The organism is Bacillus sp. ISL-35 (genome assembly GCF_018613355.1).
Taxonomy (GTDB): Bacteria; Bacillota; Bacilli; order Bacillales; family Cytobacillaceae; genus Mesobacillus.
In genome coordinates, this window is sequence record NZ_JAGGQK010000003.1 from 51,156 (window position 1) to 72,155 (window position 21,000).

Sequence of the window (21,000 nt, forward strand, 5' to 3'; positions counted from 1 at the left end):
CAAAAAAGCACAGAACCGTATTTGGTTCCGTGCTCAGTCATAATTAATTCGCTTTTTCGGCATTTTCCTGTTCTTTCAGTCTTTCAAGCGCCATTTCGTAGGCGTCGTTTCCATAGTTCAGGCAGCGTTTGACACGGGAAATCGTTGCCGTGCTTGCGCCTGTTTCTGTTTCGATTTTATGGTATGTCTTGCCTTCACGAAGCATTCTGGCAACCTCAAGACGCTGTGCGAGTGACTGGATTTCGTTCACTGTTGCCAGGTCATCGAAGAAACGGTATGCTTCATCAAGATCCTTCAGCGATAAAATCGCCTTGAATAATTGGTCTAGTTCCTTGCCTCTTAATTTATCAATTTGCATATATTCTACCCCTTAATTCACTCAGAATTTTATTGTTGAGAGTCGAATGAGACATCGCTGATTGATGGGACAATGTTGATCCATGTTTTCCCGGGAACGAAACCAGCTTTTGACCCATCTTTATAAGGGACGATCCTGCCAGCTTCATTTTTCCATTGTATCTCATTCACTTTGCCTTTTTGGAACAGATAGCCCTTGCCGCCGGATTTCATGTCGATTATCCTGCGCCCGGCATTGTCGACGATCTTGTGGTTCATTTGCACGACCATGATGTTGTCGAGCAGAACGGGTTCCTTCGATTCAAGGTCGACTGTTTCTTCACTTCCATTGAAACGGTGGTACTTCTGCTGGTCAGCATCATATTCGTAAATCACATCGAATGACGGCGAACCGTAGGATACCATGAAGTCTTCGGCCGAAGTTCCCTCCAGCTGATCGGCTTCCTCACCGCTCAAGAATACAGCAGGTTCAGGAGCTTTGTCCATCCCATAGCCTCTCATCTCCGCACCCTTCACGATATTCTTAAAAGTGATATACGAATTATGTGGTGCTTTACGGAAGTCGGCACGTTTGAACAATGTTCCGTCATATTGCATTCCATTGATGTTATCAATTTCGCCGTGTTCAAGCATTTCCTTCGCTTCAGGACTGTATCCATGGGCGATAAAAAAGCTGTCAAAACCGGATGCCAATCCGATGAAGTATTCCCTTGCACTGCGGACCGGACCGACCTTTTCAGGCTTCTCGCTCTGGAAAATCGCCACGAATCTTGTTACTCCGCCTTCAGCCAGAACCTCGTGCACGACGTCTGCTTTATTAAGGCCAGATTGTGGCCTTGCTTTCGGGTGGTTATTAACAACCACTGCAACTGCCCTGTCCGGGGATTCCTCTTTGCTGCCTACTCCAGTTAACGGAAATTGGAACTGAAACTCTTCTGTTTCCTTTTCAACTGTTTCCACTTCTTTTTCTTTATGTTCTTTAACTGTTTCTTTTTTCTCTGTCTCTTTACTGCTGCATCCGCCTGCAAGCACCATTGCCGCAACCAGCGCAGCGATCCATGTTTTTCTCATTTTCGCCACCCCTTGAACCGAGTTCATTCATGGCTGTCTATCTCTAGATGCACTTTTATATTTTAACGCATTATCGTTGGAAAGAGTACCGTTTTTTTCATTACGTCATAGATGCCCTGCTGGGTGATGCGGATGTACGGCAAATGCGTTGATGAGAAGAATAGCAGGGAATAGATCGGATCGGCAAATTTGTAACCTTTGTCTTTCAAATATTCCAGCAAATGCTTTTCCTCCGCCATCAGCTCTGTTACAGGATGACTCGACATGATTCCCTGGAGTCTCAACGGGATTTCCCTGACAGGAATCCCATTTTCACAGGCAACAATTCCTCCGCCAAGCTCTTTCATCCTGTTAAAAGCAGCAATCATATCCTGCTTGTTTTTACCGATTAAAATAATGTCTCCGGTATTGGAGAACGAACTCGCAAGCCCCTGCAAATCGGTGGCAAACCCCTTAAGGACCGTATTGATGCGCCAGTTCCCATTGCGATCGATCAGTGTGAAGAAGCATTCATCATGGTTTGAGGATAATTGCTCTTCGGACACATCAATCGAGATGGAATAAGGCTTCGTGATCACTGAGTTCTCCATCTTGATTCCAAATGGCATGGAAAACTGCAAATCGTCCATCGTTAAATCCCAATCCATTTTTAACGGAGCGAAACCCATCTCCGGCCAATTCAGTTCTTTGGCTGCATCAATTGCCTCACCATCTCGCTTCACCCATTGGCCCTTCGCCAGCACCGAAACAGGAGTGGGATTCATTTCATCGTTAAGGATATTGATGTTCGCGATCCGGCCGGTCGCGATGTTCCCGTGCAGATGCTCGAAATTATAATAACGCGCTACATTGATGGTCGCCATATTGTAGGCATCAATAACCGGAACACCATGATCGATGGCAATCCGGATCAATTCATCGATGACACCATTTTCGTAAAACGCAGTTGATGCCCCGTCCGTTGTCATCATAAACCGGTCATATACCGCGATGTCCAGCTCATGGATTTCATCGAGCAGCTTCGGTAAATCAGGACGGATCGAGGAATGCCTTAGTGACACCATATAGCCCTGCATCAGCCTTCTTCTGACTTCCTCGCCTGTCATCGCCTCATGGTCGCAATCCGCGCCGAACAGCATCATTTTTGCCAGTGTTTTCTCTGATGCACCCGGGAAGTGTCCTTCGATTTTCTTGTGCAGCCGCTTCGTTTCCTGCATCCAGTGAAGGATCATATCATCACCGTTCATCAGCTTCGGCCAGCAGGTCAGCTCGCCGCCCTGGACAACATTCTCATGCTCAAGCCACGCCTTGACATTGCCGTTGGAGAATACCTCCTCCTCATGCTGGATTTCGGTCTGCGCGTCAAAACGGCTCCACCAGTACATGGTGACCGGGTTGTCATTCAACTCATTGATAAAAGAAAACGCTTTCTTTTTACCCAATTGTAAAGCAAGCACCATATTGTCATTGATCAGTGTGGTCGTCCCCGTCTGCGATGCATAGGCAGCGAAAGAATGGGGATTATAAAGTTGAAATGGGTGGGCGTGGGGTTCGATATAACCCGGCACCAGCTTCAATCCGGTGCAATCCACTATTTCGCACCGCTTCGTATTTTCAGGCAGGTTTTCACCAACATACACAATCCTGTCATTGTAAATCCATATGTTCGCAGTCATCCATTTGCGGAATGTCTGGTTCAAATACGTTGCATTTTTCAATAAGATCGTCGGTGAAAGGGTGCCGTCCAAAACAGCAGCATGGTCGCGCAATTGCTTGTTTTTCCATCGATAACGTTGTTCCATACCATGTTCCCCTTTTCTCTATGTTAAAACGAAAAGCGCAAGCGCCTTGATCAGCCCCGACAAGCGCTGGAGGGCCGACCAGTGAAGTCGGTCTTTGACTTCATTGGTCGGACCGAAATCGAAAAGTATAGCCGACTGTCCAGAAACGCAGAAACTGGAGACTCCGACAAAGAAGCGCTTTTTGCTTCTGCCGGCGGAGTTGAAGTTTCGGAGTTTCTAGGAGGCGAAACTGGACAAGCGACTCGAGGGGCTAGGCGCTGGAGCTGGGCATTTCTCAATTTTTTTCAAAAGAAAGCCCTTACATTATTGTACTATCGTAACATATTTCGCTGTTTAACGCACTAAAGAATTTCAAATTAACTGTAAATCGATATAAAAAGGAGCGATGGAACATGAAGGTGCGTCCGAATATCGGCATCATCAATGCACTTGTGAGAATTACGGCGGGGTTGACGATCCTGGCATGGTCGACCTCCAAAATGGTGAAACGGCCATGGAAGGATTCCTACCTTTTTGTTGCGATGCTTGGCGCGATGAAAGTCGGGGAGGGAATTGTCCGCTACTGTCCGCTCACTGCCGCCTATGAAAAAGGCCAGGACATGATGGAACAGAAGAATTCTGAGGATGAGGACTCTGAGGGATGGATCCAGTATAACCCTAGTTGATTGTTGTGTGGTTCAAAGCAATAAAATAAAGCCCCCAGACCCGGGGGGCTTCCAAAAAGGAGATGATTCAATGTTTTGGGAATATATCATGGACGTCAGCTTCGTCTGGATCGCACTGGTTGGAAGCATCATCGCCCTGCTTCTTGTCTATATGAAGGGGTCTAGCAAGAGACGTGCCCGATAGCTTTGCTGCCGATATCCTTTCGGTAAAAGATTTCCGGGCAGTCCAGCTTTTGTAGTTCAGCATATACTTTTTGCTGCGCTTCTTTTAACGAGTCCGCTTTTGCACCGACAAGCAGTACCCTTCCGCCGTTTGTTACGAATTTACCGTGACTGTTTTTCGCCGTGCCGGCATGGAAAACATCTGACATGCTCTCAATGCCTTTGAGTTCTGCCCCTTTATCATACTCCTCAGGATAGCCATTGGCCGCAACCACTACGCCGACCATCGCTTCCTCATGCCATTCAATTTCAGGTTTGCGCCCCTCAAGCAATCCGAGGATCACCTCGACCAAATCCGTTTTCATCCTCGGCAGGATTACCTGTGTTTCCGGGTCGCCGAATCTTGCATTGAATTCAATCACTTTTGGACCTTCTGCCGTCTCAATCAGTCCGGCATAAAGGATACCTGTAAAGCTCCTGCCTTCCAGTTCCATCGCAATCGCAGCAGGAGTAAGGATTTTCTGGACTGCCTCTTCGATCGAAACCTTTTTGATATGCGGAACCGGGGAGTAGGCACCCATTCCGCCAGTGTTCGGACCCTCGTCACCGTCAAACGCACGCTTATGGTCCTGAGCAATTTCAAGCGGGATCACAGTTTCTCCGTTCACGAACGCCATCAGCGAAAACTCTTCTCCTGTTAAAAATTGCTCGATGACCACGCTTGCGGACGCTTCGCCAAATTTGCCGTCGAGCATCATTTCCTGCAGGGCCTGTTCCGCTTGCTGAATCGTCATAGCTACAACGACACCTTTTCCCGCTGCCAGTCCGTCCGCTTTGATGACAATCGGCGCGCCCACCCTGGCCAAATAGTCCCTTGCCTCGGCATAATCCGTGAATGTTTCGTATTGGGCAGTAGGAATGCCATACTTTTTCATCAGGTCCTTTGCGAACGACTTGCTGCCCTCGATGATCGCTGCTGATTTTCGCGGCCCGAAAACCTTTAGGCCCTCCTCGATGAATCTGTCAGCCAGCCCTTCCAGCAAGGGAACCTCCGGACCGATGATCGTCAGCCCGATTTGCTGCTCCTTCGCAAATGAAACAAGTTTCTCTGTATCACTTTCGTTTATCGAGACCAGCTTCGCGCAATCCTCCATGCCCGGATTGCCCGGAGCCACTAAAACCTCCGTCACAAGCGAACTCTCACTGACCTTCTTGCAAATTGCATGCTCACGGCCGCCTTTGCCCACCACAAGAACCTTCATAACATGCACCTCCGTTTAGTTCAGAACTGACCTGCATCCTGTCAAATTCACCTAAAATTAATGTCTGAAATGCCTTACTCCGGTAAACACCATTGCAATACCGTATTCATCAGCCTTCTTAATGGAATCTTCGTCACGGACCGACCCCCCAGGCTGAATGATGGCCGTGATTCCTGCTTTCGCCGCTGCTTCGACGGTGTCATCCATCGGGAAGAAGGCATCAGATGCAAGCGCCGCTCCCTCCGCTTTCGAACCAGCCTGTTCAAGGGCGATTTTCGCAGCTCCCACACGGTTCATCTGCCCGGCACCGATTCCGAGCGTCATATCCTTATCGGCTACTACGATTGCGTTTGACTTAACATGCTTAACAACCTTCCAGCCGAGCTTCAACGCTTCCCACTCAGCTTCCGTTGGTTCGCGTTTCGTCGGCACAGAAATTTCAGCGTCATCAAATCCGAATGCATCCTGCTCCTGAACAAGCAAGCCGCCCTCGATCGAGGAAAGGGTATTTTCCCCTGCTCCATTGCCATCAAAGGCAACCTTCAACAAACGAAGATTCTTCTTACCTGTTAAAATTTCAAGAGCCTCGTCGCTAAAAGAAGGAGCGATGATGATTTCCAGGAAGATTTCATACAGCTTGCGTGCCGTCTCGCCATCAACCTCGCGATTCAGCGCGATGATGCCGCCGAAAATTGAAACCGGATCCGCTTCAAATGCTTTTCCAAAAGCATCAAATAGATCTTTCCCAGTGCCGACACCACATGGATTCATATGCTTGACGGCAACCGCAGCAGGCTCAGTGAATTCTTTTACAATCTGCAAGGCAGCGTTAGCGTCATTGATATTGTTATAAGAGAGCTCTTTTCCGTGAAGCTGTTCAGCTGCGGCAACTGAAAATGCTGAGCCAAGCGGCTTTTTGTAAAAAGCAGCCTTCTGATGCGGGTTCTCGCCATATCGAAGGCTTTGCTTCAACTCGTAAGTAACCGTCATTTTCTCCGGCTGTTCCTCGCCTGCGAGATTTGTCATGTATTCAGCAATCAGCGCATCGTATGCTGCAGTGTGGCGGAACACCTTTGCAGCCAGGGTGCGGCGAGTTTCCAGAGTGGTTTCATTGTTATTTTTGTATTCTTCGATGACCTGCTTGTAGTCGGCAGGATCGACGAGCACGGTTATGTATTGATGGTTTTTTGCTGAGGCGCGCAGCATCGCCGGACCGCCGATATCGATGTTTTCAATAGCATCTTCCGGTGTCATGTCTGGCTTTGAAATGGTTTCTTTGAAAGGATATAAGTTGACGCAGACAAGTTCAATTTTTTCGATTTCATTCTCAGACAGCTGAGCCTGGTGTGAAGGGTCGTCATATTTCGCAAGCAAGCCGCCATGAATTTTTGGATGGAGCGTCTTGACGCGGCCTTCGAGAATTTCCGGAAAACCAGTGACATCGCTGATGCCGATGACCTGAACTCCGCCTTCTTTCAGAGCATTCTTCGTGCCGCCAGTCGAGACGATTTCAAATCCAAGCTCAACAAGCTCCTTTGCCAATTCCACTATTCCTTCTTTATTCGAAACACTGATCAGTGCACGCTTTTTTCCCATTGTACTGCCTCCTCTTTTCCGTTAAGCAGCTCCTCCAAAACCTCTGGATACAAGCTGTGTTCGATTCGCTGTATTTTCTTCTGGAGCGACTCCCTTGTCTCACCAGCAATGATGTTCACTGACGCACTCGCGATAACCGGGCCGGTATCCATTCCTTCATCGACATAGTGAATCGTCACTCCCGTTGTCTCGACTCCCGCTGCCAGCGCCTGGCCGATTGCATCCTTGCCGGGAAAAGCCGGCAGCAGCGACGGGTGGATATTGATGATCTTCCCCTCAAACGCATTCAGCAATATCGAGCCAATCAGCCGCATATATCCGGCAAGAACAATCATGTCTACTTCCAGGCTGGTTAGTTTTTGTAAAATTTCTTCCTCATATGCTTCCTTGGAGGAATAACTCTTCGGGCTGATAACTAGGGCAGGAATCCCCAGCATTTCAGCACGATCAACTGCAAACGCACCCGGCTTATCGCATACAAGCAGGCTGATTTCAGCATTCAGGCTTCCAGACTGGGCAGCAACCGCAATCGCCTGGAAATTGCTGCCGCTTCCAGATGCAAACACCGCGATTTTCTTCATATTGCTTCACCAGCCGTTTTTATCTGGATTCCTTCAGAAACAGTGACTGTTCCAATCACCGAAGCTCGCTCACCATTTTCGTTAAAAAATCCAACAAGTTCTGGTGCAATTTTCGGATCAACAGCCACTATCATGCCGATGCCCATATTAAACGTATTATACATGTCCTGGCGGTCAAGTTGTGCTAACGATTCCAATGTCTTGAACACCTGGGGAATGTCCCAGCTGCCTTCTTCGATCTCAGCGCCAAGTCCTTCCGGCAGCATCCTCGGGATGTTTTCGATAAAACCGCCGCCTGTAATGTGGGCAAGTCCTTTAAGCTCGAATTGCTTCATCGCGGCAAGCACTGATTTTACATAAATGCGGGTCGGCTTCAGCAACTCTTCTCCAAGTGTGCAGCCGAACTCCTCCACATGTCGGTTAAGCTCCCAGCCGGCCTGCTCAAAAAACACCTTGCGCACAAGCGAGTAGCCATTGCTATGGATGCCGCTTGACGCAAGCCCGATCAGCACATCGCCTTCCTTGATTTGCTGTCCTGTAATGATATCCGCTTTTTCACATGCCCCAACCGAAAAACCAGCCAAATCATATTCTTCCGGAGAGTACATCCCAGGCATTTCCGCCGTTTCGCCCCCGACAAGAGCACAGCCGGCCTGCTCGCAGCCATCGGCAATCCCTTTGACAATCGCCTCGATTTTCTCAGGCTGGGCCTTGCCGCAGGCAATGTAATCAAGGAAGTAGAGCGGTTCTGCCCCCTGGACAACGATGTCATTCACGCACATCGCGACCGCATCAATGCCAATTGTATCATGGCGGTCCATCATGAAAGCCAGCATCAGCTTCGTTCCGACACCATCCGTACCCGAAACGAGTACAGGCTCCTTCAGCCCAAGGCTTGAAAGGTCGAACATTCCGCCGAATCCGCCCAGCACCCCGAATACTCCAGGCCTGACCGTCCGATTCACATGCTTTTTGATCCGTTCGACCGCTTCATACCCGGCCTCTATATCCACACCAGCCTGCTTATACGCATTTGCCATGTTCACTACCTCCGATTTGGCTGTTTTTCTTCATCTATCATCCATAAATTCATGATTAACTTTTACATTTCAAGTGTGCGCCTTTAGCGGAATTGCACCGTTATCCTTCTAATGGAAACCTATCATCAGCACTTCTGCCCGGCAGGTACTGCCTGCGGATAGATTTCGGTCGGATACTTACCTGTAAAACATGCCAGGCACTGGCCGCGTGTTTCGCCAGGTTCATTGCGTCCGATTGCCTCAAGCATGCCCTCGACACTCAAAAACGTCAGCGAGTCCGCGCCGATCAACTCACGGATTTCTTCGACCGAATGTTCCGAAGCAATCAGCTCCTCGCGAGTAGATGTATCGATTCCGTAAAAGCACGGATTCTGGATTGGCGGTGAACTGATGACAACATGGACCTCAGTCGCGCCCGCTTCCTTCAGCATTTTCACGATCCGGCGGCTTGTCGTGCCGCGCACGATCGAATCGTCGACCATGATGACACGCTTGCCTTCCACAATCCCGCGCACCGGTGAAAGCTTCATTTTCACACCCTGCTCCCTTAGCGACTGGGAAGGTTGGATGAAGGTCCGGCCGACATAACGGTTTTTAATCAGGCCCATTTCGTATGGAATGCCCGATTCCTCGGCATAGCCGATGGCCGCGGAAATACTTGAATCAGGTACACCTGTGACAACATCTGCCTCGATTGGCACTTCTTTTGCCAGCTGCTTGCCGAGATTCTTGCGGGCAGCATGGACGTTGATACCGTGGATATTGCTGTCCGGCCGCGAAAAATAGATATACTCCATCGTGCAGATTGCTGTTGAAGAACTCATTGAATACATCTCAGAATGGAAGCCGTCTGCATCGATCACAAGCAGTTCGCCAGGAAGGATGTCCCTGACAAACTCTGCCCCGACGATATCGAACGCACAAGTCTCAGATGCTACTACATACGCATCGCCAAGCCTGCCCAATGACAAAGGACGAAGCCCGTGCGGATCGAGCGCGACCATGAATTCTGTCTCGGTCATGATCAAAAAAGCATAAGCACCCTTCAGCATCGGCAAGGCATTTTTCACGCGATCCTTCAGCTGGCTGAAGCCGCCGCGCTTAATCAGATGTGCCAGCACCTCCGTGTCAGAGCTAGTCTGGAAAATGCTCCCCTGTGCCTCAAGCTGATTCCTCAATGCATCGGCATTCACGAGATTGCCATTATGCGCAAGGGCAAGTCCGCCGCTCTGTGATTGGAACAACAGCGGCTGAACATTCTCGTAGCCGCCTCCTCCTGCAGTCGCATAGCGGACATGGCCGATGGCGCCGACACCCTGAAGATCATCCATTGCATCGGCAGTGAAAATTTCCGTCACAAGCCCTTCGCCTTTCCGGCCCTTAAGCTGCTGGCCATCACTGACAACGATTCCTGTGCCTTCCTGGCCGCGATGCTGCAGGCTATGGAGGCCGTAGTAAGTAATTTGTGATGCCTCAGGATGTCCCCAGATACCAAAAACGCCGCATTCCTCATTCAAGCCTTTTAGTTCAGCAAGCATGGGATGGCTCCTTTCCAGGCCTTTTTCAGCCCCTCTGCATCTTGATTGATCACATTCATACCATTTACATTAATCTTTAAAACTGGCGCTTCAGCTACTTTCCCGATCAGCATCGCATCTGTTAAACTCTCAAACTCAATCTGGTTTTCAGGTTTTACTGATAAAATGAAGCGGGATTGCGACTCGCTGAACAACGCCGATACAGCATTACCTTCCAGTTCAACTTCAGCTCCAAGACTCTTGCTGCCGATAACGGATTCAGCAAGTGCAACCGCCACGCCACCCTCTGCAACATCATGTGCAGATGCAACAAGACCGTTTCTAATCGCTGTTAAAATTTGCGCTTGATAGCTGGCTTCCACTTCTAAATCCAGTTCAGGTGCCTTGCCAAAAATCCGGCCGTTCATAAGCTTCTGGAGCTCACTGCCGCCAAACTCATCCTTCGTGTCACCCAATAGATAAATCAAATCACCGGCATTTTTAAAATGCTGTGTTGTAACGTGCTTCAGATTTTCAACTAATCCAACCATACCGACAACAGGCGTAGGGTAGACAGCTGTTCCGTTTGTTTCGTTATACAGACTCACGTTTCCGCCGATAACAGGCGTACTCAGCGTCCGGCAAGCTTCACTCATGCCGTCGACTGCTTTTTCAAACTGCCAGAAAATTTCTGGCTTCTCCGGATTCCCGAAATTCAGGCAGTCTGTGATTGCAAGCGGCTCTCCGCCTGAGCAGACGATATTGCGCGCCGCCTCAGCAACGGCAATCTTCCCGCCTGTTTCCGGATCTAAATAGATATAACGAGAGTTGCAGTCGGTCGTCATCGCCAGACCTTTTTCCGTACCGCGAATTCTGACCACAGCTGCATCCGAACCAGGTGAAACAACCGTGCTCGTGCGTACCATATGGTCATATTGATCGTAAACCCACTCTTTACTCGCAATTGTCGGCTGTTGCAGCAATTGCAATAGAGTAGCTTCATAGTTTTCAACTTCTGGAACCTCATTGTCCATGTCCTGGAACTCACGGAAATAAGCTGGTTCGCTGGATGGTTTGTAATAGACTGGTGCTTCTTCAGCCAGCGCATCTGCCGGAACATCAGCAACCACTTCCCCTTTATGTAAAAGACGAAGCATCTTGTCTTCTGTTACTTTTCCAATCGCAACCGCTTCGAGCTCATATTTTGAAAAAAGATCGATGATTTCCTGTTCACGGCCTTTTTCCACGACGATCAGCATACGTTCCTGTGATTCGGAAAGCATCATCTCGTAAGGAGTCATGCCTGTTTCACGCTGCGGCACGAGGTCAAGATTCATTTCGATTCCTGAACCAGCCTTGCTCGCCATCTCAGCAGACGAACTGGTCAAACCGGCCGCGCCCATATCCTGGATGCCGACAAGTGCATCATTTTTCACCAGCTCAAGGCAAGCTTCCAACAGCAATTTTTCCATAAACGGATCGCCAACCTGCACAGCAGGACGCTTCTCTTCAGATGCTTCATTCAATTCCTCGGACGCGAATGTCGCCCCATGGATTCCGTCACGCCCAGTCTTTGCTCCAACGTACATGACGGTATTTCCAACACCATGCGCCTGGCCTTTTTTAATGTCCTCATGGTTGATCAAACCAACGCACATTGCGTTAACTAGCGGATTTCCTTCATAAGCACCATCAAACTGAACCTCGCCGCCAACCGTCGGAATGCCGATGCAGTTCCCGTAACCGGCAATACCGGCAACAACTTGTTCAAACAAATATTTCACCCGTGGCGATTCTAACTCGCCAAAACGGAGCGAATTCAACAATGCAATTGGCCTTGCTCCCATCGAAAATACATCGCGGATGATTCCGCCAACACCCGTTGCTGCCCCCTGATAAGGCTCGATTGCTGAAGGATGGTTATGGCTCTCGATCTTGAAAACCACCGCCTGGCCATCACCAATATCCACGATCCCTGCACCCTCGCCCGGTCCCTGAAGCACGCGCTCGCCTGTGACAGGGAACTTTTTCAGGACTGGCTTGGAGTTCTTGTAGCTGCAATGCTCTGACCACATAACCGAGAACAAGCCAGTCTCTGTATAGTTAGGAGTACGTCCAAGGATCTTTTCGGCAGAAGCAAACTCGCTGTCTGAAAGTCCCATTTCACGATAGATTTTTTCCTGTTTAATTTGCTCTGGACTTGGTTCAAGCATTAACCGCATTTGCTTCCCTCCACTGTTTGACGATTGATTTGAAAAGTTTCAGGCCGTCCGCTCCGCCCAGCAGCTCATCGACTGCACGCTCCGGATGCGGCATCATTCCGAGGACGTTTCCTCGTTCATTGATGATCCCGGCAATATTCTCAAGGCTTCCGTTCGGGTTCTCGCATTCGTATGTGAACACGATTTGATTATTCGACTTCAATTGAACAAGCGTCTCTTTATCGCAATAATAGTTGCCTTCACCATGTGCAACCGGAATTGTGATGACCTCGCCTTTTTCATAGCCAGCTGAAAACATTGTTTCGTTATTCTCCACCTTCAGCTCGACCTGCTTGCAGATAAACTTCAGGCTGTCATTGCGGCGCATTGCCCCCGGAAGAAGGCCTGCCTCTAGCAAAATCTGAAATCCGTTGCAGACGCCAAGCACAGGCTTTCCGGCTTCAGCAGCTTTGACAACTTCCTTCATGACATTGCTGAACTGTGCAATCGCGCCTGATCTCAAGTAATCTCCATATGAGAAACCACCTGGCAAAAGCACAGCGTCATAGCCTTCAAGACTTTCAGCATCATGCCAGACATACTCTGCTTCTTCGCCAAGCTCATCCTTTACCGCATGGTACATGTCGATGTCACAGTTTGAACCCGGAAATACGATCACCGCAAATTTCACTGTGCAACAACCTCCTCAACTTCATACCTGTAATCCTCAATCACCGGATTTGCCAGCAGGCGCTCGCACATTTCCTTCACAGTACCGTCAACATCTTTTACACTCTCATCCAAAGTAAGTTCCATATACTTGCCGATTCGGACATCTTGGATGCCTTCGTAACCATGAGTCGCAAGCGATTTTTTAACAGCCGTCCCCTGTGGATCCAAAACACTTTCCCTTAACGTGACATACACCTTAACTTTATACATGCAATTGTCCTCCCAATCTCGTTAAAATGGTTTCGTAAGCATCTGTCAGGTTCCCTAAATCCCGGCGGAACACATCTTTGTCAAGCTTCTGTTGCGTCTTCATATCCCAGAGGCGGCATGTATCAGGCGAAATCTCATCCGCCAGCAGGATCTTTCCGTCAGTATCCTTGCCGAACTCTAGCTTAAAATCTATTAATCTCACACCTATTTCAGCGAAAAATCCGCCAAGCACTTCATTAATTTTCAAAGCTGCTGCCTTCAGTTCAGCCACTTCCTCTGCAGCTGCCAAATTCAGTACATCCACATGATCATCTGTAATCAGCGGGTCGCCAAGTCCATCATCCTTCAGGTAAAACTCAACGATTGGCCTTGAAAGCTTTTTGCCTTCCTCAATCCCAAGGCGCTTTGAAAAACTGCCCGCAGCGAAATTCCTGACAACCACTTCGAGCGGGATGATCTGTACACGCTTCACCAGCTGCTCATTCTCGGAAATTTTCTCGATAAAATGCGATTGGATCCCCGCTTTGCCAAGCTTCGAAAATAATAGACTCGTAATCTCGTTATTCAGCCTGCCCTTGCCGGCAATCTCTGCTTTTTTCTCGCCATTGTAGGCCGTCGCAGAATCCTTGTATTGAACCCTGACTACATCCTCTTGATCTGTCGCGTAAATCCGCTTCGCTTTCCCTTCGTATAACAGCTCTTCCATTTCAACGCCCTCCGATTGAGATAATTGGCAATCTTCAGTCACCTAGAGATAAAAGAAGGGCAAGAAAACTTGCCCGTTCGTATTAAAGTCCCAGTCTTTCAAAAATCATATCCACATGCTTGATATGGTAGTTGTAATCAAAGCAGTCAGCGATTTCCGCTTCACTCAGCAGTCCGGAAATCTTTTCATCCTGTTCGATCAGGCTGCGGAACTGCACCTGCTTTTCCCATGCTTCCATCGCACGCGGCTGAACAGTATCGTACGCTTCCTCACGGGACATGCCCTTATCGATCAACGCCAGCAGTACACGCTGGGAATAAATCAAGCCAAGTGTCCGATCCATATTGCGCTTCATATTCTCCGGGTACACCGTCAGGTTCTTGACGATATTGCCAAAGCGGTTCAGCATATAATTCAATGCGATTGTCGCATCCGGTAAAATGATTCTCTCCGCCGATGAATGCGAGATATCGCGCTCGTGCCATAGTGGCACATTTTCGTAAGCCGTTGTCATATAGCCGCGGATAACGCGAGCCATCCCTGTCATGTTTTCAGAGCCAATCGGGTTGCGCTTATGCGGCATGGCCGATGAACCCTTCTGTCCTTTCGCAAAGAACTCCTCAACTTCACGAGTTTCGCTTTTTTGCAAGCCGCGAATCTCCACTGCGAATTTTTCAATCGAAGTCGCAATCAAAGCAAGCGTCCCCATATAGAATGCATGGCGGTCACGCTGTAAAGTCTGGGTCGAAATCGGTGCCGGCTGCAGCCCTAATTTTTCACACACATATGATTCAACGAATGGATCGATATTCGCATACGTTCCAACCGCACCGGAAATCTTGCCGAATTCGACGTCGCGGGATGCCATTTTGAATCGCTCAAGATTGCGTTTCATTTCCTCAAGCCAGAGCGCCAGCTTCAAGCCAAAAGTCGTCGGCTCAGCATGGACACCATGCGTACGGCCCATCATAACCGTGTATTTATGTTCTTTTGCCTTGTTCGCCAAAATCCCAACAAAGTTTTCAAGGTCCTTCAGCAAAATCTCATTTGCCTGTTTAAGCACATACGATAAAGCTGTATCGACCACATCCGTCGAAGTCAGGCCATAATGCACCCATTTGCGCTCCTCGCCAAGCGTTTCAGACACCGCTCTTGTAAAAGCAACCACATCATGGCGTGTCTCTTCCTCGATCTCTTTGATCCGGTCAATATCAAAAGAGGCATTCTCCCGCAGCTTCTTCACATCTTCCTTTGGAATCTCGCCAAGCTCTGCCCACGCTTCACATGCAAGAATCTCAACCTCGAGCCATGCTTTAAAGCGATTTTCCTCCGTCCAGATTGCTCCCATTTCCGGTCTTGTATAACGATCTATCATCTTTTTTGTCCTCCGATCATTTCTGCTGCGCTTTCCCAGATGCCGCTTTCCTCAGCTTCCTCTAGCGCACTCTCTACTGTCTCTCGTAAAAGGGTCACATGCCCCATTTTCCGTTTATGCTTTGCTTCTTTTTTGCCATATAAGTGAATCTTCCAATCCTGCACTTCAGCGATTTTATCCAATAATGGCTGCTGGTGCTCACCCAGGATATTCACCATCACAGCAGGCTTAAGCAAGTTCGTGCTGCCAAGCGGCCAGCCGCATACCGCCCTAATATGCTGCTCGAACTGCGATGTCTCACAGGCTTCAATACTATAATGCCCCGAGTTATGCGGTCTCGGTGCCAATTCGTTTATGTACAATTCATCATTTGCAGCTAAAAACATTTCAACAGCCAGCGTCCCGGTTAAACCTAACCCCTCAGCAATCTGCTTCGCTGCTTTTATTGCCTTTTCTTCAGCTTCCATGCTGATCCTCGCCGGCACAATCGTCTGATGCAGGATGTTTTCCTTATGAATATTTTCAGCGACCGGGAAAACAACTGTCTCACCTGTTGTCCCGCGGGTAATGATCACCGAGATCTCTTTTTCAAACGGAATCCATTTTTCCAGCACACATTCACCCTGGCTGACAAGTGTTTCAGCCAATGGGATATCATCAATCGACCTGATCACTAGCTGCCCTTTGCCGTCATATCCGCCACGTGCTGTCTTCAATACTGCCGGCAAACTCAGCTCCTCAACACCATTCCTCACATCTTCCACTCTTGTCACTGCCACATAGGGAGCCACTCTCACTCCGGCTGCCTCGATATGGCGCTTCTCTTCTATCCTGTCCTGAGTGACCCTAAGCAATTCGGTCCCCTGCGGTACATAAGCGTATTTATTCAACCATTCAAGCGCATCAGCGTCGATATTCTCGAACTCATAAGTGATCACATCACTCTGTTCAGACAGCTGCTTTATTTTTTCCAGGTCAGCATAACCGCTGACAATCTGCTCGTCAGCGACCTGGCCGCACGGACAATCCGCGGTCGGGTCAAGCACAATCACCCTGAAACCCATCGCTTTTGCCGACAGTGCCATCATCTTGCCAAGCTGCCCGCCGCCAATGATTCCGATCGTCTCTCCTGGTAAAATCAATTTAGACAAGCTCATCACTGCTTTCCATCACTGACATTTTAGTTTCTTCCCGTAAATCCGCCAGCCTTTCCGCAACTTCACCATCAAATGCACCCAAAATCTGAGCCGCGAGCAATCCCGCGTTCGTTGCTCCCGCTTTTCCGATCGCCACTGTCGCAACCGGTACGCCGCCTGGCATCTGGACAATCGATAGCAATGAATCCAGGCCGTTGAGCGCTCTCGACTGCACCGGCACCCCGATAACAGGAAGCGTGGTTTTCGCTGCAACCATGCCCGGCAGATGAGCTGCTCCGCCCGCTCCGGCGATGATGACTTTGATTCCCTCATCTCTCGCATTCTCGGCAAACTCAAACATTAAATCCGGTGTCCGATGTGCGGAAACTACCTTCTTTATATAAGAAATTTCTAAGCGATCCAGCATGTCACACGCATGCTTCATCGTTTCCCAATCCGATTTGCTCCCCATAATAACTGCAACGGTCATATACCTAAACCTCCCTTTGGAGTTTCCAAAACAAAAAACCCGGATAGACTGCTTCCTCTGTTAGAAGAGAAAGTAGTCCGTCCGGGTGCAAACGCAAAGAAACCCACAAGTACATGCGATTTCTTTTCCCTTCACTTTAAAAAACTACTTTCCCTCATAGTCCGGCAATTTACGGTTACCAGGTAGAGACTCATGGGCCATATCCCCATTATTATACGAGGGAGTAACTGAATTTCACTTTCGACAACTACATCTTAACAACCATTTAGACTTTTTGTCAATCAATAATCGAACGTTATATAATTTCCATTTTAAATCGTTCGTGTTTAGAACTTTAAATAACTAACGCAATTCAGCTTTCAATCAACTTCGCTTCAAAAATAATCTGCCTTCCAGCAGGCTCATATTCCATAGTGCCATTCTTTTCTACTTCCTTGAAAATCGGCTTTTCCATCCTGCGGACAGGGGCAAAGCCGTCCTTCTTCATTCTATTAAGGCAATCATCGATTGATTCATGCTCGCCAACTTCATACATCTGTTTCTTCCTAACCTTGCTCATGAGAACAGCTTTCCTTTCCGAACTGATTTTACCCAGAACCCGCCATGAATCGCTTTCGGTTCATAAGCGATGATAAATGCTTTCGGGTCAAGCTCCTTGATCGTCTGGTAAAGCTTCAATTCATATTTCCTCGGCGTCAGGATTTGCAACGCCATCCGGTCGCCCTCAAGCCCATGCGCTGCCCAGTCTGTCACACCATACCCCTGTTCCCGTAAAGCTTTAGGCAAGTCCCTGTCGTATTCCTTTGTAATGACATTAATCGTAATATATCCAAGCGCCAGCTTCTCTTCAATTTTCATTCCGACGATGACACCAATACCATAACCGACAGCATAGGCAACCAAGTTCTGAATCTGATTCAAATTCTCAAGTACCAGCCCGAGTCCGACTACATATATCACCACTTCGATCATGCTCAGTCCTGCAGCCAAATAACGCTGTCCCTTCAACGTCAGGATCATCCTGATTGTAAAAAAAGACACATACACAATATTAATGATTAAGATGATGGCTACCATGGCAAACCCATTCTCCAGCATTCAATAACCCCTCCAGACATCTCATCTAATAAGCCTTAATGTTCGCATTAATCAAATCACTTGTAAAGTAACTTGCAAAATGACGAACAAAAAAGATTTCTTATTTTAAGGTTTCCTCAAGCACACCTTTTGAAACTATTTGAAATTTATTTTTATAAATCAATACAATTCGTTTAAAATGGAAGAGTATACCAAATGTTAAAAGGAGAGGTGGTAAAAGTGTTTTACCGAAGAAAATTTTACATTGTAAAAAATGAATTTGTCGATACATTTAATAGGCTTTTTAATGAGATTAACCTGCCAAATCAACTGAAACACGGATCCCGATTAACAGGAAGATGGATGGTCCCGCTTGATGAGAAAACAACGGAAATTTTCGCGATTTGGGAGTATGACAGCTACGAGGACTACGTAAGCATCGAAAACAACATCAGGAATGACATCGAACATGTCCAACGGATTCAGAACTGGTATGAAGAACACGGCGGCCGCGATTATATAAAAAGGGAATACCTTTTAGAAATCAGGAATGAAAAGATCCATTCCACAATTGACACAGCAATGAACATGTCATAAAAAAACCATCAAGCCAGCATCCGTTCCAGGAAGGGCTTGATGGTTTTCATTATATTTTAAATGCGCTAACTGTTTCTTTTAAAGTTTCTGCCATTGTAGACAAGTTATTGGCTGATGCTGTGATTTCCTCCATGGATGCTAATTGTTCCTCAGCTGAAGCCGCGACATTTTGAGTATGGACAGAAGAATCCTTTGAAATCGTCGATACCTCATTGACGGTTGCGGAGATTTCCTCTGTGCTCGCAGACATCTGTTCCGCAGTGGCTGCCATCTCTTCGATTCGCGCACTCATATTTTCCATAGAATGAAGGATTTCCTGGAAGCTTTTTTGCGTTCCTTCTACGATTCCCAGGCCGCTTACCACTTCTTTTTTGACATGCTCAATCGAATTGTTAGACTGCTCCATATCAATTTGTATCTGTCTGATCAAATCGGAAATCTGAGAAGAAGATTTTTGTGATTGTTCAGCCAGCTTCCTGACCTCAGCTGCAACAACGGCAAATCCTTTGCCATGTTCCCCTGCCCTCGCTGCTTCAATGGCCGCATTCAAGGCGAGCAAATTGGTTTGGTCCGCAATCTCTGTAATCACCTTTGAGATATTGTCAATTTCCCTTGACCTTTCATTCAGCAAACTGAAAACTTCTCCAGTTTCTTCTACAGAAGTGTGAATCATATTCATTTGGCTTGCTGTCTCTTCGACAAATGCACCACCCTGTTTGGCATGTTCACTTGCTTCTGAACTTGACTCAGCAATCAATGAGGAAGTTTCCGCAATCTCTGCCACTCCCCTTGCCAGTTCCTCCAACGCCCTTGCACTTTCCTCTACACCTTGTGTTTGCGTGTCAGAACCGCTGGCGACCTGCTGGATCGCTTCGGTTATTTGCTCTGTCGCCCTGCTTGTCTGTTCAGCACCTGCAGTCAGCTGTTCAGATGATGCCGCAACCTGTTCTGATGTTTCAAGAACATCTTGCAGCATCGTGCTCAAGTTTTCTTTCATGCTATTATAACTTTCCGCAAGGTCACTTAGCTCATCTCCACTGTTGTCTTCAACAACAGCTGTGAAGTCTCCGGCGCCTGCCTTGATCATCGCTGCTGAAATAGCATTAAGTCTTCTTCGTAAAATACGTGTAAACAAATAGATTCCAATAAATGCGAGGATTAGAACGATAACGACCTGGATCAAAAACTTCGTCATAAAAGAAGACAGAATGTGATCGATGATCTTTTCAGAAGCACCAACGTACAGAATCCCGATTGCCTTGCCGTTTTGATCCATTATGGGCTCATAAGCTGTTTGGTAGGAATGCCCGGCCACATTGGCTTCTCCATAATAAGGCTTCCCCTGCTTCAGAACAACATCAGCAACTTCTTCTGAAACAGTCGTCCCGACAGCACGCTTTCCCTCGAGCATAACGTTTGTGGCAATTCGAGTATTTTCCTGAAAAATAGTGACTGTATCTCCTGTATCATTTCCAATTTTGTCGACGAGATCATAATTTTCATTAAAAACCTGGTTCCCCTTAAATAGCTTTCCATTTTTAATTTCCCACTCGCCAGGGAATTTATTGTTAATATATCGCTCACTTAAAGCCAAATCCCCTTTTGCTTTCTCCACTGCAAAAGATTTGATTCCCGTCGTCACTTCCCTGGTAACGATGGCACCAATGATCACAGAGAGCAACAGAACAGTGCTCAATACGATTAAATTGATTTTAGTCCCTAACTTCAACTTTAATCCAGACTTGTTTTTCCTCAAAATACTTGTTCCCCCTTGATGTAAACTGACTCTTTATTGTTTGTAACGATAGAAACAATAAATACTCAGGTTATATCGGAAGATTTCTGTATTTTTTAATTACCTCACAGGGGATTTCATTAATTTGACAAAATTTAAAAAGTGGATGGAATAAACAATCTTATTGTGCGGTTTTTTTAGTGGCTGGTCACATGCTGTTTTTTCTCCGATTTAACTGGTAAAAATCCTGGGTTTTTTCCAAGTCGCGGAATTGCATGTAAAATTCGCAGAATTAATCTGGTTTTTCGCGGAATGCAACACTGATTTCACGGAATCTGGTACTGGTTTCGCGGGATCCAATACTGATTTGCGGGGGCCGGTTCTGGTTTCGCGGTATTCAGCACAGATTTCGCGGGATCCTGTACTGTTTCAAGGAATCTAATACTGTTTTTCACGGAGTCCAGTGCAGGAGAGGAACATCTTCGCTATGAAGCTATCTTTCTGGGAGTATTTCACCTACGGAGAACTTTCTATTCCTTAATTTTATCCGAGAACGCTCAGGGCCCAGATAGCTTCACGGTTATCATATCAATATGGTACAGTTTCACTCTGTCGACTTAACAGTATTTTCACACAAAAAAGAACAGCCATTATAGCTGTTCTTTTGGTGCCCGGCGGCGTCCTACTC

Annotated in this window: 21 protein-coding genes and 1 riboswitch; of the genes, 3 read left to right on the forward strand and 18 right to left on the reverse strand. The window is 47.6% G+C overall.

The window, feature by feature from the left end; all coding sequences use genetic code 11:
* Positions 1–43: 43 nt before the first annotated feature.
* The 3 genes from J7E38_RS06080 to J7E38_RS06090 all read right to left on the reverse strand — a co-directional run bounded on the left by J7E38_RS06080 (position 44) and on the right by J7E38_RS06090 (position 3,230).
* Positions 44–358 (reverse strand): YerC/YecD family TrpR-related protein, encoded by a 315-nt coding sequence (locus J7E38_RS06080; RefSeq protein ID WP_144480433.1) that lies wholly within the window; start codon positions 356–358, stop codon positions 44–46.
* A gap of 29 nt (positions 359–387) precedes the next feature.
* Positions 388–1,428 carry a DUF3048 domain-containing protein gene (locus tag J7E38_RS06085; RefSeq protein ID WP_214709734.1) on the reverse strand — a complete coding sequence of 347 codons (1,041 nt, stop codon included), beginning with the start codon at positions 1,426–1,428 and terminating at the stop codon, positions 388–390.
* A gap of 62 nt (positions 1,429–1,490) precedes the next feature.
* The gene (locus J7E38_RS06090) at positions 1,491–3,230 is read right to left on the reverse strand and encodes an adenine deaminase C-terminal domain-containing protein (protein WP_214709736.1); all 1,740 of its coding nucleotides are present in this window, start codon (positions 3,228–3,230) and stop codon (positions 1,491–1,493) included.
* Between the two features lie 392 nt (positions 3,231–3,622).
* Between J7E38_RS06090 and J7E38_RS06095 the strand changes: the two genes are divergently transcribed.
* Entirely contained in the window at positions 3,623–3,895 is a 273-nt protein-coding gene (locus tag J7E38_RS06095) for a YgaP family membrane protein (RefSeq protein WP_214709738.1), read from the forward strand.
* Between the two features lie 70 nt (positions 3,896–3,965).
* Positions 3,966–4,079 (forward strand): EYxxD motif small membrane protein, encoded by a 114-nt coding sequence (locus tag J7E38_RS24295; RefSeq protein WP_353049937.1) that lies wholly within the window; start codon positions 3,966–3,968, stop codon positions 4,077–4,079.
* Here the strand turns inward: J7E38_RS24295 and purD are convergent.
* The 14 genes from purD to J7E38_RS06165 all read right to left on the reverse strand — a co-directional run bounded on the left by purD (position 4,057) and on the right by J7E38_RS06165 (position 18,001).
* Complete coding sequence (purD, locus tag J7E38_RS06100) at positions 4,057–5,319, reverse strand: phosphoribosylamine--glycine ligase (protein WP_214709740.1); 1,263 nt, start codon at positions 5,317–5,319, stop codon at positions 4,057–4,059. The genes J7E38_RS24295 and purD overlap by 23 nt on opposite strands.
* Positions 5,320–5,376: 57 nt before the next feature.
* The gene (purH, locus tag J7E38_RS06105) at positions 5,377–6,915 is read right to left on the reverse strand and encodes a bifunctional phosphoribosylaminoimidazolecarboxamide formyltransferase/IMP cyclohydrolase (protein WP_214709742.1); all 1,539 of its coding nucleotides are present in this window, start codon (positions 6,913–6,915) and stop codon (positions 5,377–5,379) included.
* Complete coding sequence (gene purN / locus J7E38_RS06110) at positions 6,894–7,496, reverse strand: phosphoribosylglycinamide formyltransferase (RefSeq protein ID WP_214709744.1); 603 nt, start codon at positions 7,494–7,496, stop codon at positions 6,894–6,896. The genes purH and purN overlap by 22 nt, the downstream gene beginning before the upstream one ends.
* The gene (purM, locus tag J7E38_RS06115) at positions 7,493–8,536 is read right to left on the reverse strand and encodes a phosphoribosylformylglycinamidine cyclo-ligase (RefSeq protein ID WP_214709746.1); all 1,044 of its coding nucleotides are present in this window, start codon (positions 8,534–8,536) and stop codon (positions 7,493–7,495) included. The genes purN and purM overlap by 4 nt, the downstream gene beginning before the upstream one ends.
* A 125-nt stretch (positions 8,537–8,661) precedes the next feature.
* Complete coding sequence (gene purF / locus J7E38_RS06120; RefSeq protein WP_214709748.1) at positions 8,662–10,074, reverse strand: amidophosphoribosyltransferase; 1,413 nt, start codon at positions 10,072–10,074, stop codon at positions 8,662–8,664.
* The gene (gene purL / locus J7E38_RS06125; RefSeq protein ID WP_214709750.1) at positions 10,059–12,275 is read right to left on the reverse strand and encodes a phosphoribosylformylglycinamidine synthase subunit PurL; all 2,217 of its coding nucleotides are present in this window, start codon (positions 12,273–12,275) and stop codon (positions 10,059–10,061) included. Before purL ends, purF begins: the two co-directional genes overlap by 16 nt.
* A complete protein-coding gene (gene purQ, locus J7E38_RS06130) occupies positions 12,259–12,945 on the reverse strand; it encodes a phosphoribosylformylglycinamidine synthase subunit PurQ (protein WP_214709752.1) in 687 nt (228 codons plus the stop codon). Before purQ ends, purL begins: the two co-directional genes overlap by 17 nt.
* Complete coding sequence (gene purS, locus J7E38_RS06135) at positions 12,942–13,196, reverse strand: phosphoribosylformylglycinamidine synthase subunit PurS (protein WP_214709754.1); 255 nt, start codon at positions 13,194–13,196, stop codon at positions 12,942–12,944. The genes purQ and purS overlap by 4 nt, the downstream gene beginning before the upstream one ends.
* Complete coding sequence (gene purC / locus J7E38_RS06140; protein WP_214709756.1) at positions 13,189–13,902, reverse strand: phosphoribosylaminoimidazolesuccinocarboxamide synthase; 714 nt, start codon at positions 13,900–13,902, stop codon at positions 13,189–13,191. The genes purS and purC overlap by 8 nt, the downstream gene beginning before the upstream one ends.
* 82 nt (positions 13,903–13,984) lie before the next feature.
* On the reverse strand, positions 13,985–15,277 hold the full coding sequence (purB, locus tag J7E38_RS06145) for an adenylosuccinate lyase (RefSeq protein ID WP_214709758.1): 1,293 nt from the start codon (positions 15,275–15,277) through the stop codon (positions 13,985–13,987).
* The gene (gene purK / locus J7E38_RS06150; RefSeq protein WP_215038264.1) at positions 15,274–16,434 is read right to left on the reverse strand and encodes a 5-(carboxyamino)imidazole ribonucleotide synthase; all 1,161 of its coding nucleotides are present in this window, start codon (positions 16,432–16,434) and stop codon (positions 15,274–15,276) included. The genes purB and purK overlap by 4 nt, the downstream gene beginning before the upstream one ends.
* On the reverse strand, positions 16,421–16,903 hold the full coding sequence (purE, locus tag J7E38_RS06155) for a 5-(carboxyamino)imidazole ribonucleotide mutase (protein ID WP_214709762.1): 483 nt from the start codon (positions 16,901–16,903) through the stop codon (positions 16,421–16,423). Before purE ends, purK begins: the two co-directional genes overlap by 14 nt.
* 137 nt (positions 16,904–17,040) lie before the next feature.
* A riboswitch (purine riboswitch) is annotated at positions 17,041–17,142 on the reverse strand.
* A 113-nt stretch (positions 17,143–17,255) separates the two neighbouring features.
* The gene (locus tag J7E38_RS06160; RefSeq protein WP_214709764.1) at positions 17,256–17,462 is read right to left on the reverse strand and encodes an NETI motif-containing protein; all 207 of its coding nucleotides are present in this window, start codon (positions 17,460–17,462) and stop codon (positions 17,256–17,258) included.
* Positions 17,459–18,001, reverse strand: a complete 543-nt coding sequence (locus J7E38_RS06165) for a DUF2179 domain-containing protein (RefSeq protein WP_214709766.1) — start codon at positions 17,999–18,001, stop codon at positions 17,459–17,461. Before J7E38_RS06165 ends, J7E38_RS06160 begins: the two co-directional genes overlap by 4 nt.
* Positions 18,002–18,220: 219 nt before the next feature.
* Here J7E38_RS06165 and J7E38_RS06170 point away from each other — a divergent pair, with 219 nt between their 5' ends.
* Entirely contained in the window at positions 18,221–18,577 is a 357-nt protein-coding gene (locus J7E38_RS06170) for an NIPSNAP family protein (RefSeq protein ID WP_215038266.1), read from the forward strand.
* 49 nt (positions 18,578–18,626) lie between these two features.
* On the opposite strand, the gene J7E38_RS06175 is transcribed toward J7E38_RS06170, so the two are convergent.
* Positions 18,627–20,333, reverse strand: a complete 1,707-nt coding sequence (locus tag J7E38_RS06175) for a methyl-accepting chemotaxis protein (protein WP_214709770.1) — start codon at positions 20,331–20,333, stop codon at positions 18,627–18,629.
* Positions 20,334–21,000 lie beyond the last annotated feature (667 nt).

Bases quoted from the DNA above. Each gene is read 5' to 3' on its own strand.
- purK (WP_215038264.1), bottom strand. From the start codon at position 16,434: ATGAGCTTGTCTAAATTGATTTTACCAGGAGAGACGATCGGAATCATT.
- purB (WP_214709758.1), bottom strand. From the start codon at position 15,277: ATGATAGATCGTTATACAAGACCGGAAATGGGAGCAATCTGGACGGAG.
- purC (WP_214709756.1), bottom strand. From the start codon at position 13,902: ATGGAAGAGCTGTTATACGAAGGGAAAGCGAAGCGGATTTACGCGACA.
- J7E38_RS06085 (WP_214709734.1), bottom strand. From the start codon at position 1,428: ATGAGAAAAACATGGATCGCTGCGCTGGTTGCGGCAATGGTGCTTGCA.
- J7E38_RS24295 (WP_353049937.1), top strand. From the start codon at position 3,966: ATGTTTTGGGAATATATCATGGACGTCAGCTTCGTCTGGATCGCACTG.
- purH (WP_214709742.1), bottom strand. From the start codon at position 6,915: ATGGGAAAAAAGCGTGCACTGATCAGTGTTTCGAATAAAGAAGGAATA.
- purM (WP_214709746.1), bottom strand. From the start codon at position 8,536: ATGGCAAATGCGTATAAGCAGGCTGGTGTGGATATAGAGGCCGGGTAT.
- purL (WP_214709750.1), bottom strand. From the start codon at position 12,275: ATGCGGTTAATGCTTGAACCAAGTCCAGAGCAAATTAAACAGGAAAAA.
- purN (WP_214709744.1), bottom strand. From the start codon at position 7,496: ATGAAGAAAATCGCGGTGTTTGCATCTGGAAGCGGCAGCAATTTCCAG.
- purD (WP_214709740.1), bottom strand. From the start codon at position 5,319: ATGAAGGTTCTTGTGGTGGGCAAAGGCGGCCGTGAGCATGCAATTTGC.
- J7E38_RS06095 (WP_214709738.1), top strand. From the start codon at position 3,623: ATGAAGGTGCGTCCGAATATCGGCATCATCAATGCACTTGTGAGAATT.
- J7E38_RS06165 (WP_214709766.1), bottom strand. From the start codon at position 18,001: ATGCTGGAGAATGGGTTTGCCATGGTAGCCATCATCTTAATCATTAAT.
- purS (WP_214709754.1), bottom strand. From the start codon at position 13,196: ATGTATAAAGTTAAGGTGTATGTCACGTTAAGGGAAAGTGTTTTGGAT.
- purF (WP_214709748.1), bottom strand. From the start codon at position 10,074: ATGCTTGCTGAACTAAAAGGCTTGAATGAGGAATGCGGCGTTTTTGGT.
- purE (WP_214709762.1), bottom strand. From the start codon at position 16,903: ATGACCGTTGCAGTTATTATGGGGAGCAAATCGGATTGGGAAACGATG.
- J7E38_RS06080 (WP_144480433.1), bottom strand. From the start codon at position 358: ATGCAAATTGATAAATTAAGAGGCAAGGAACTAGACCAATTATTCAAG.
- J7E38_RS06160 (WP_214709764.1), bottom strand. From the start codon at position 17,462: ATGAGCAAGGTTAGGAAGAAACAGATGTATGAAGTTGGCGAGCATGAA.
- J7E38_RS06090 (WP_214709736.1), bottom strand. From the start codon at position 3,230: ATGGAACAACGTTATCGATGGAAAAACAAGCAATTGCGCGACCATGCT.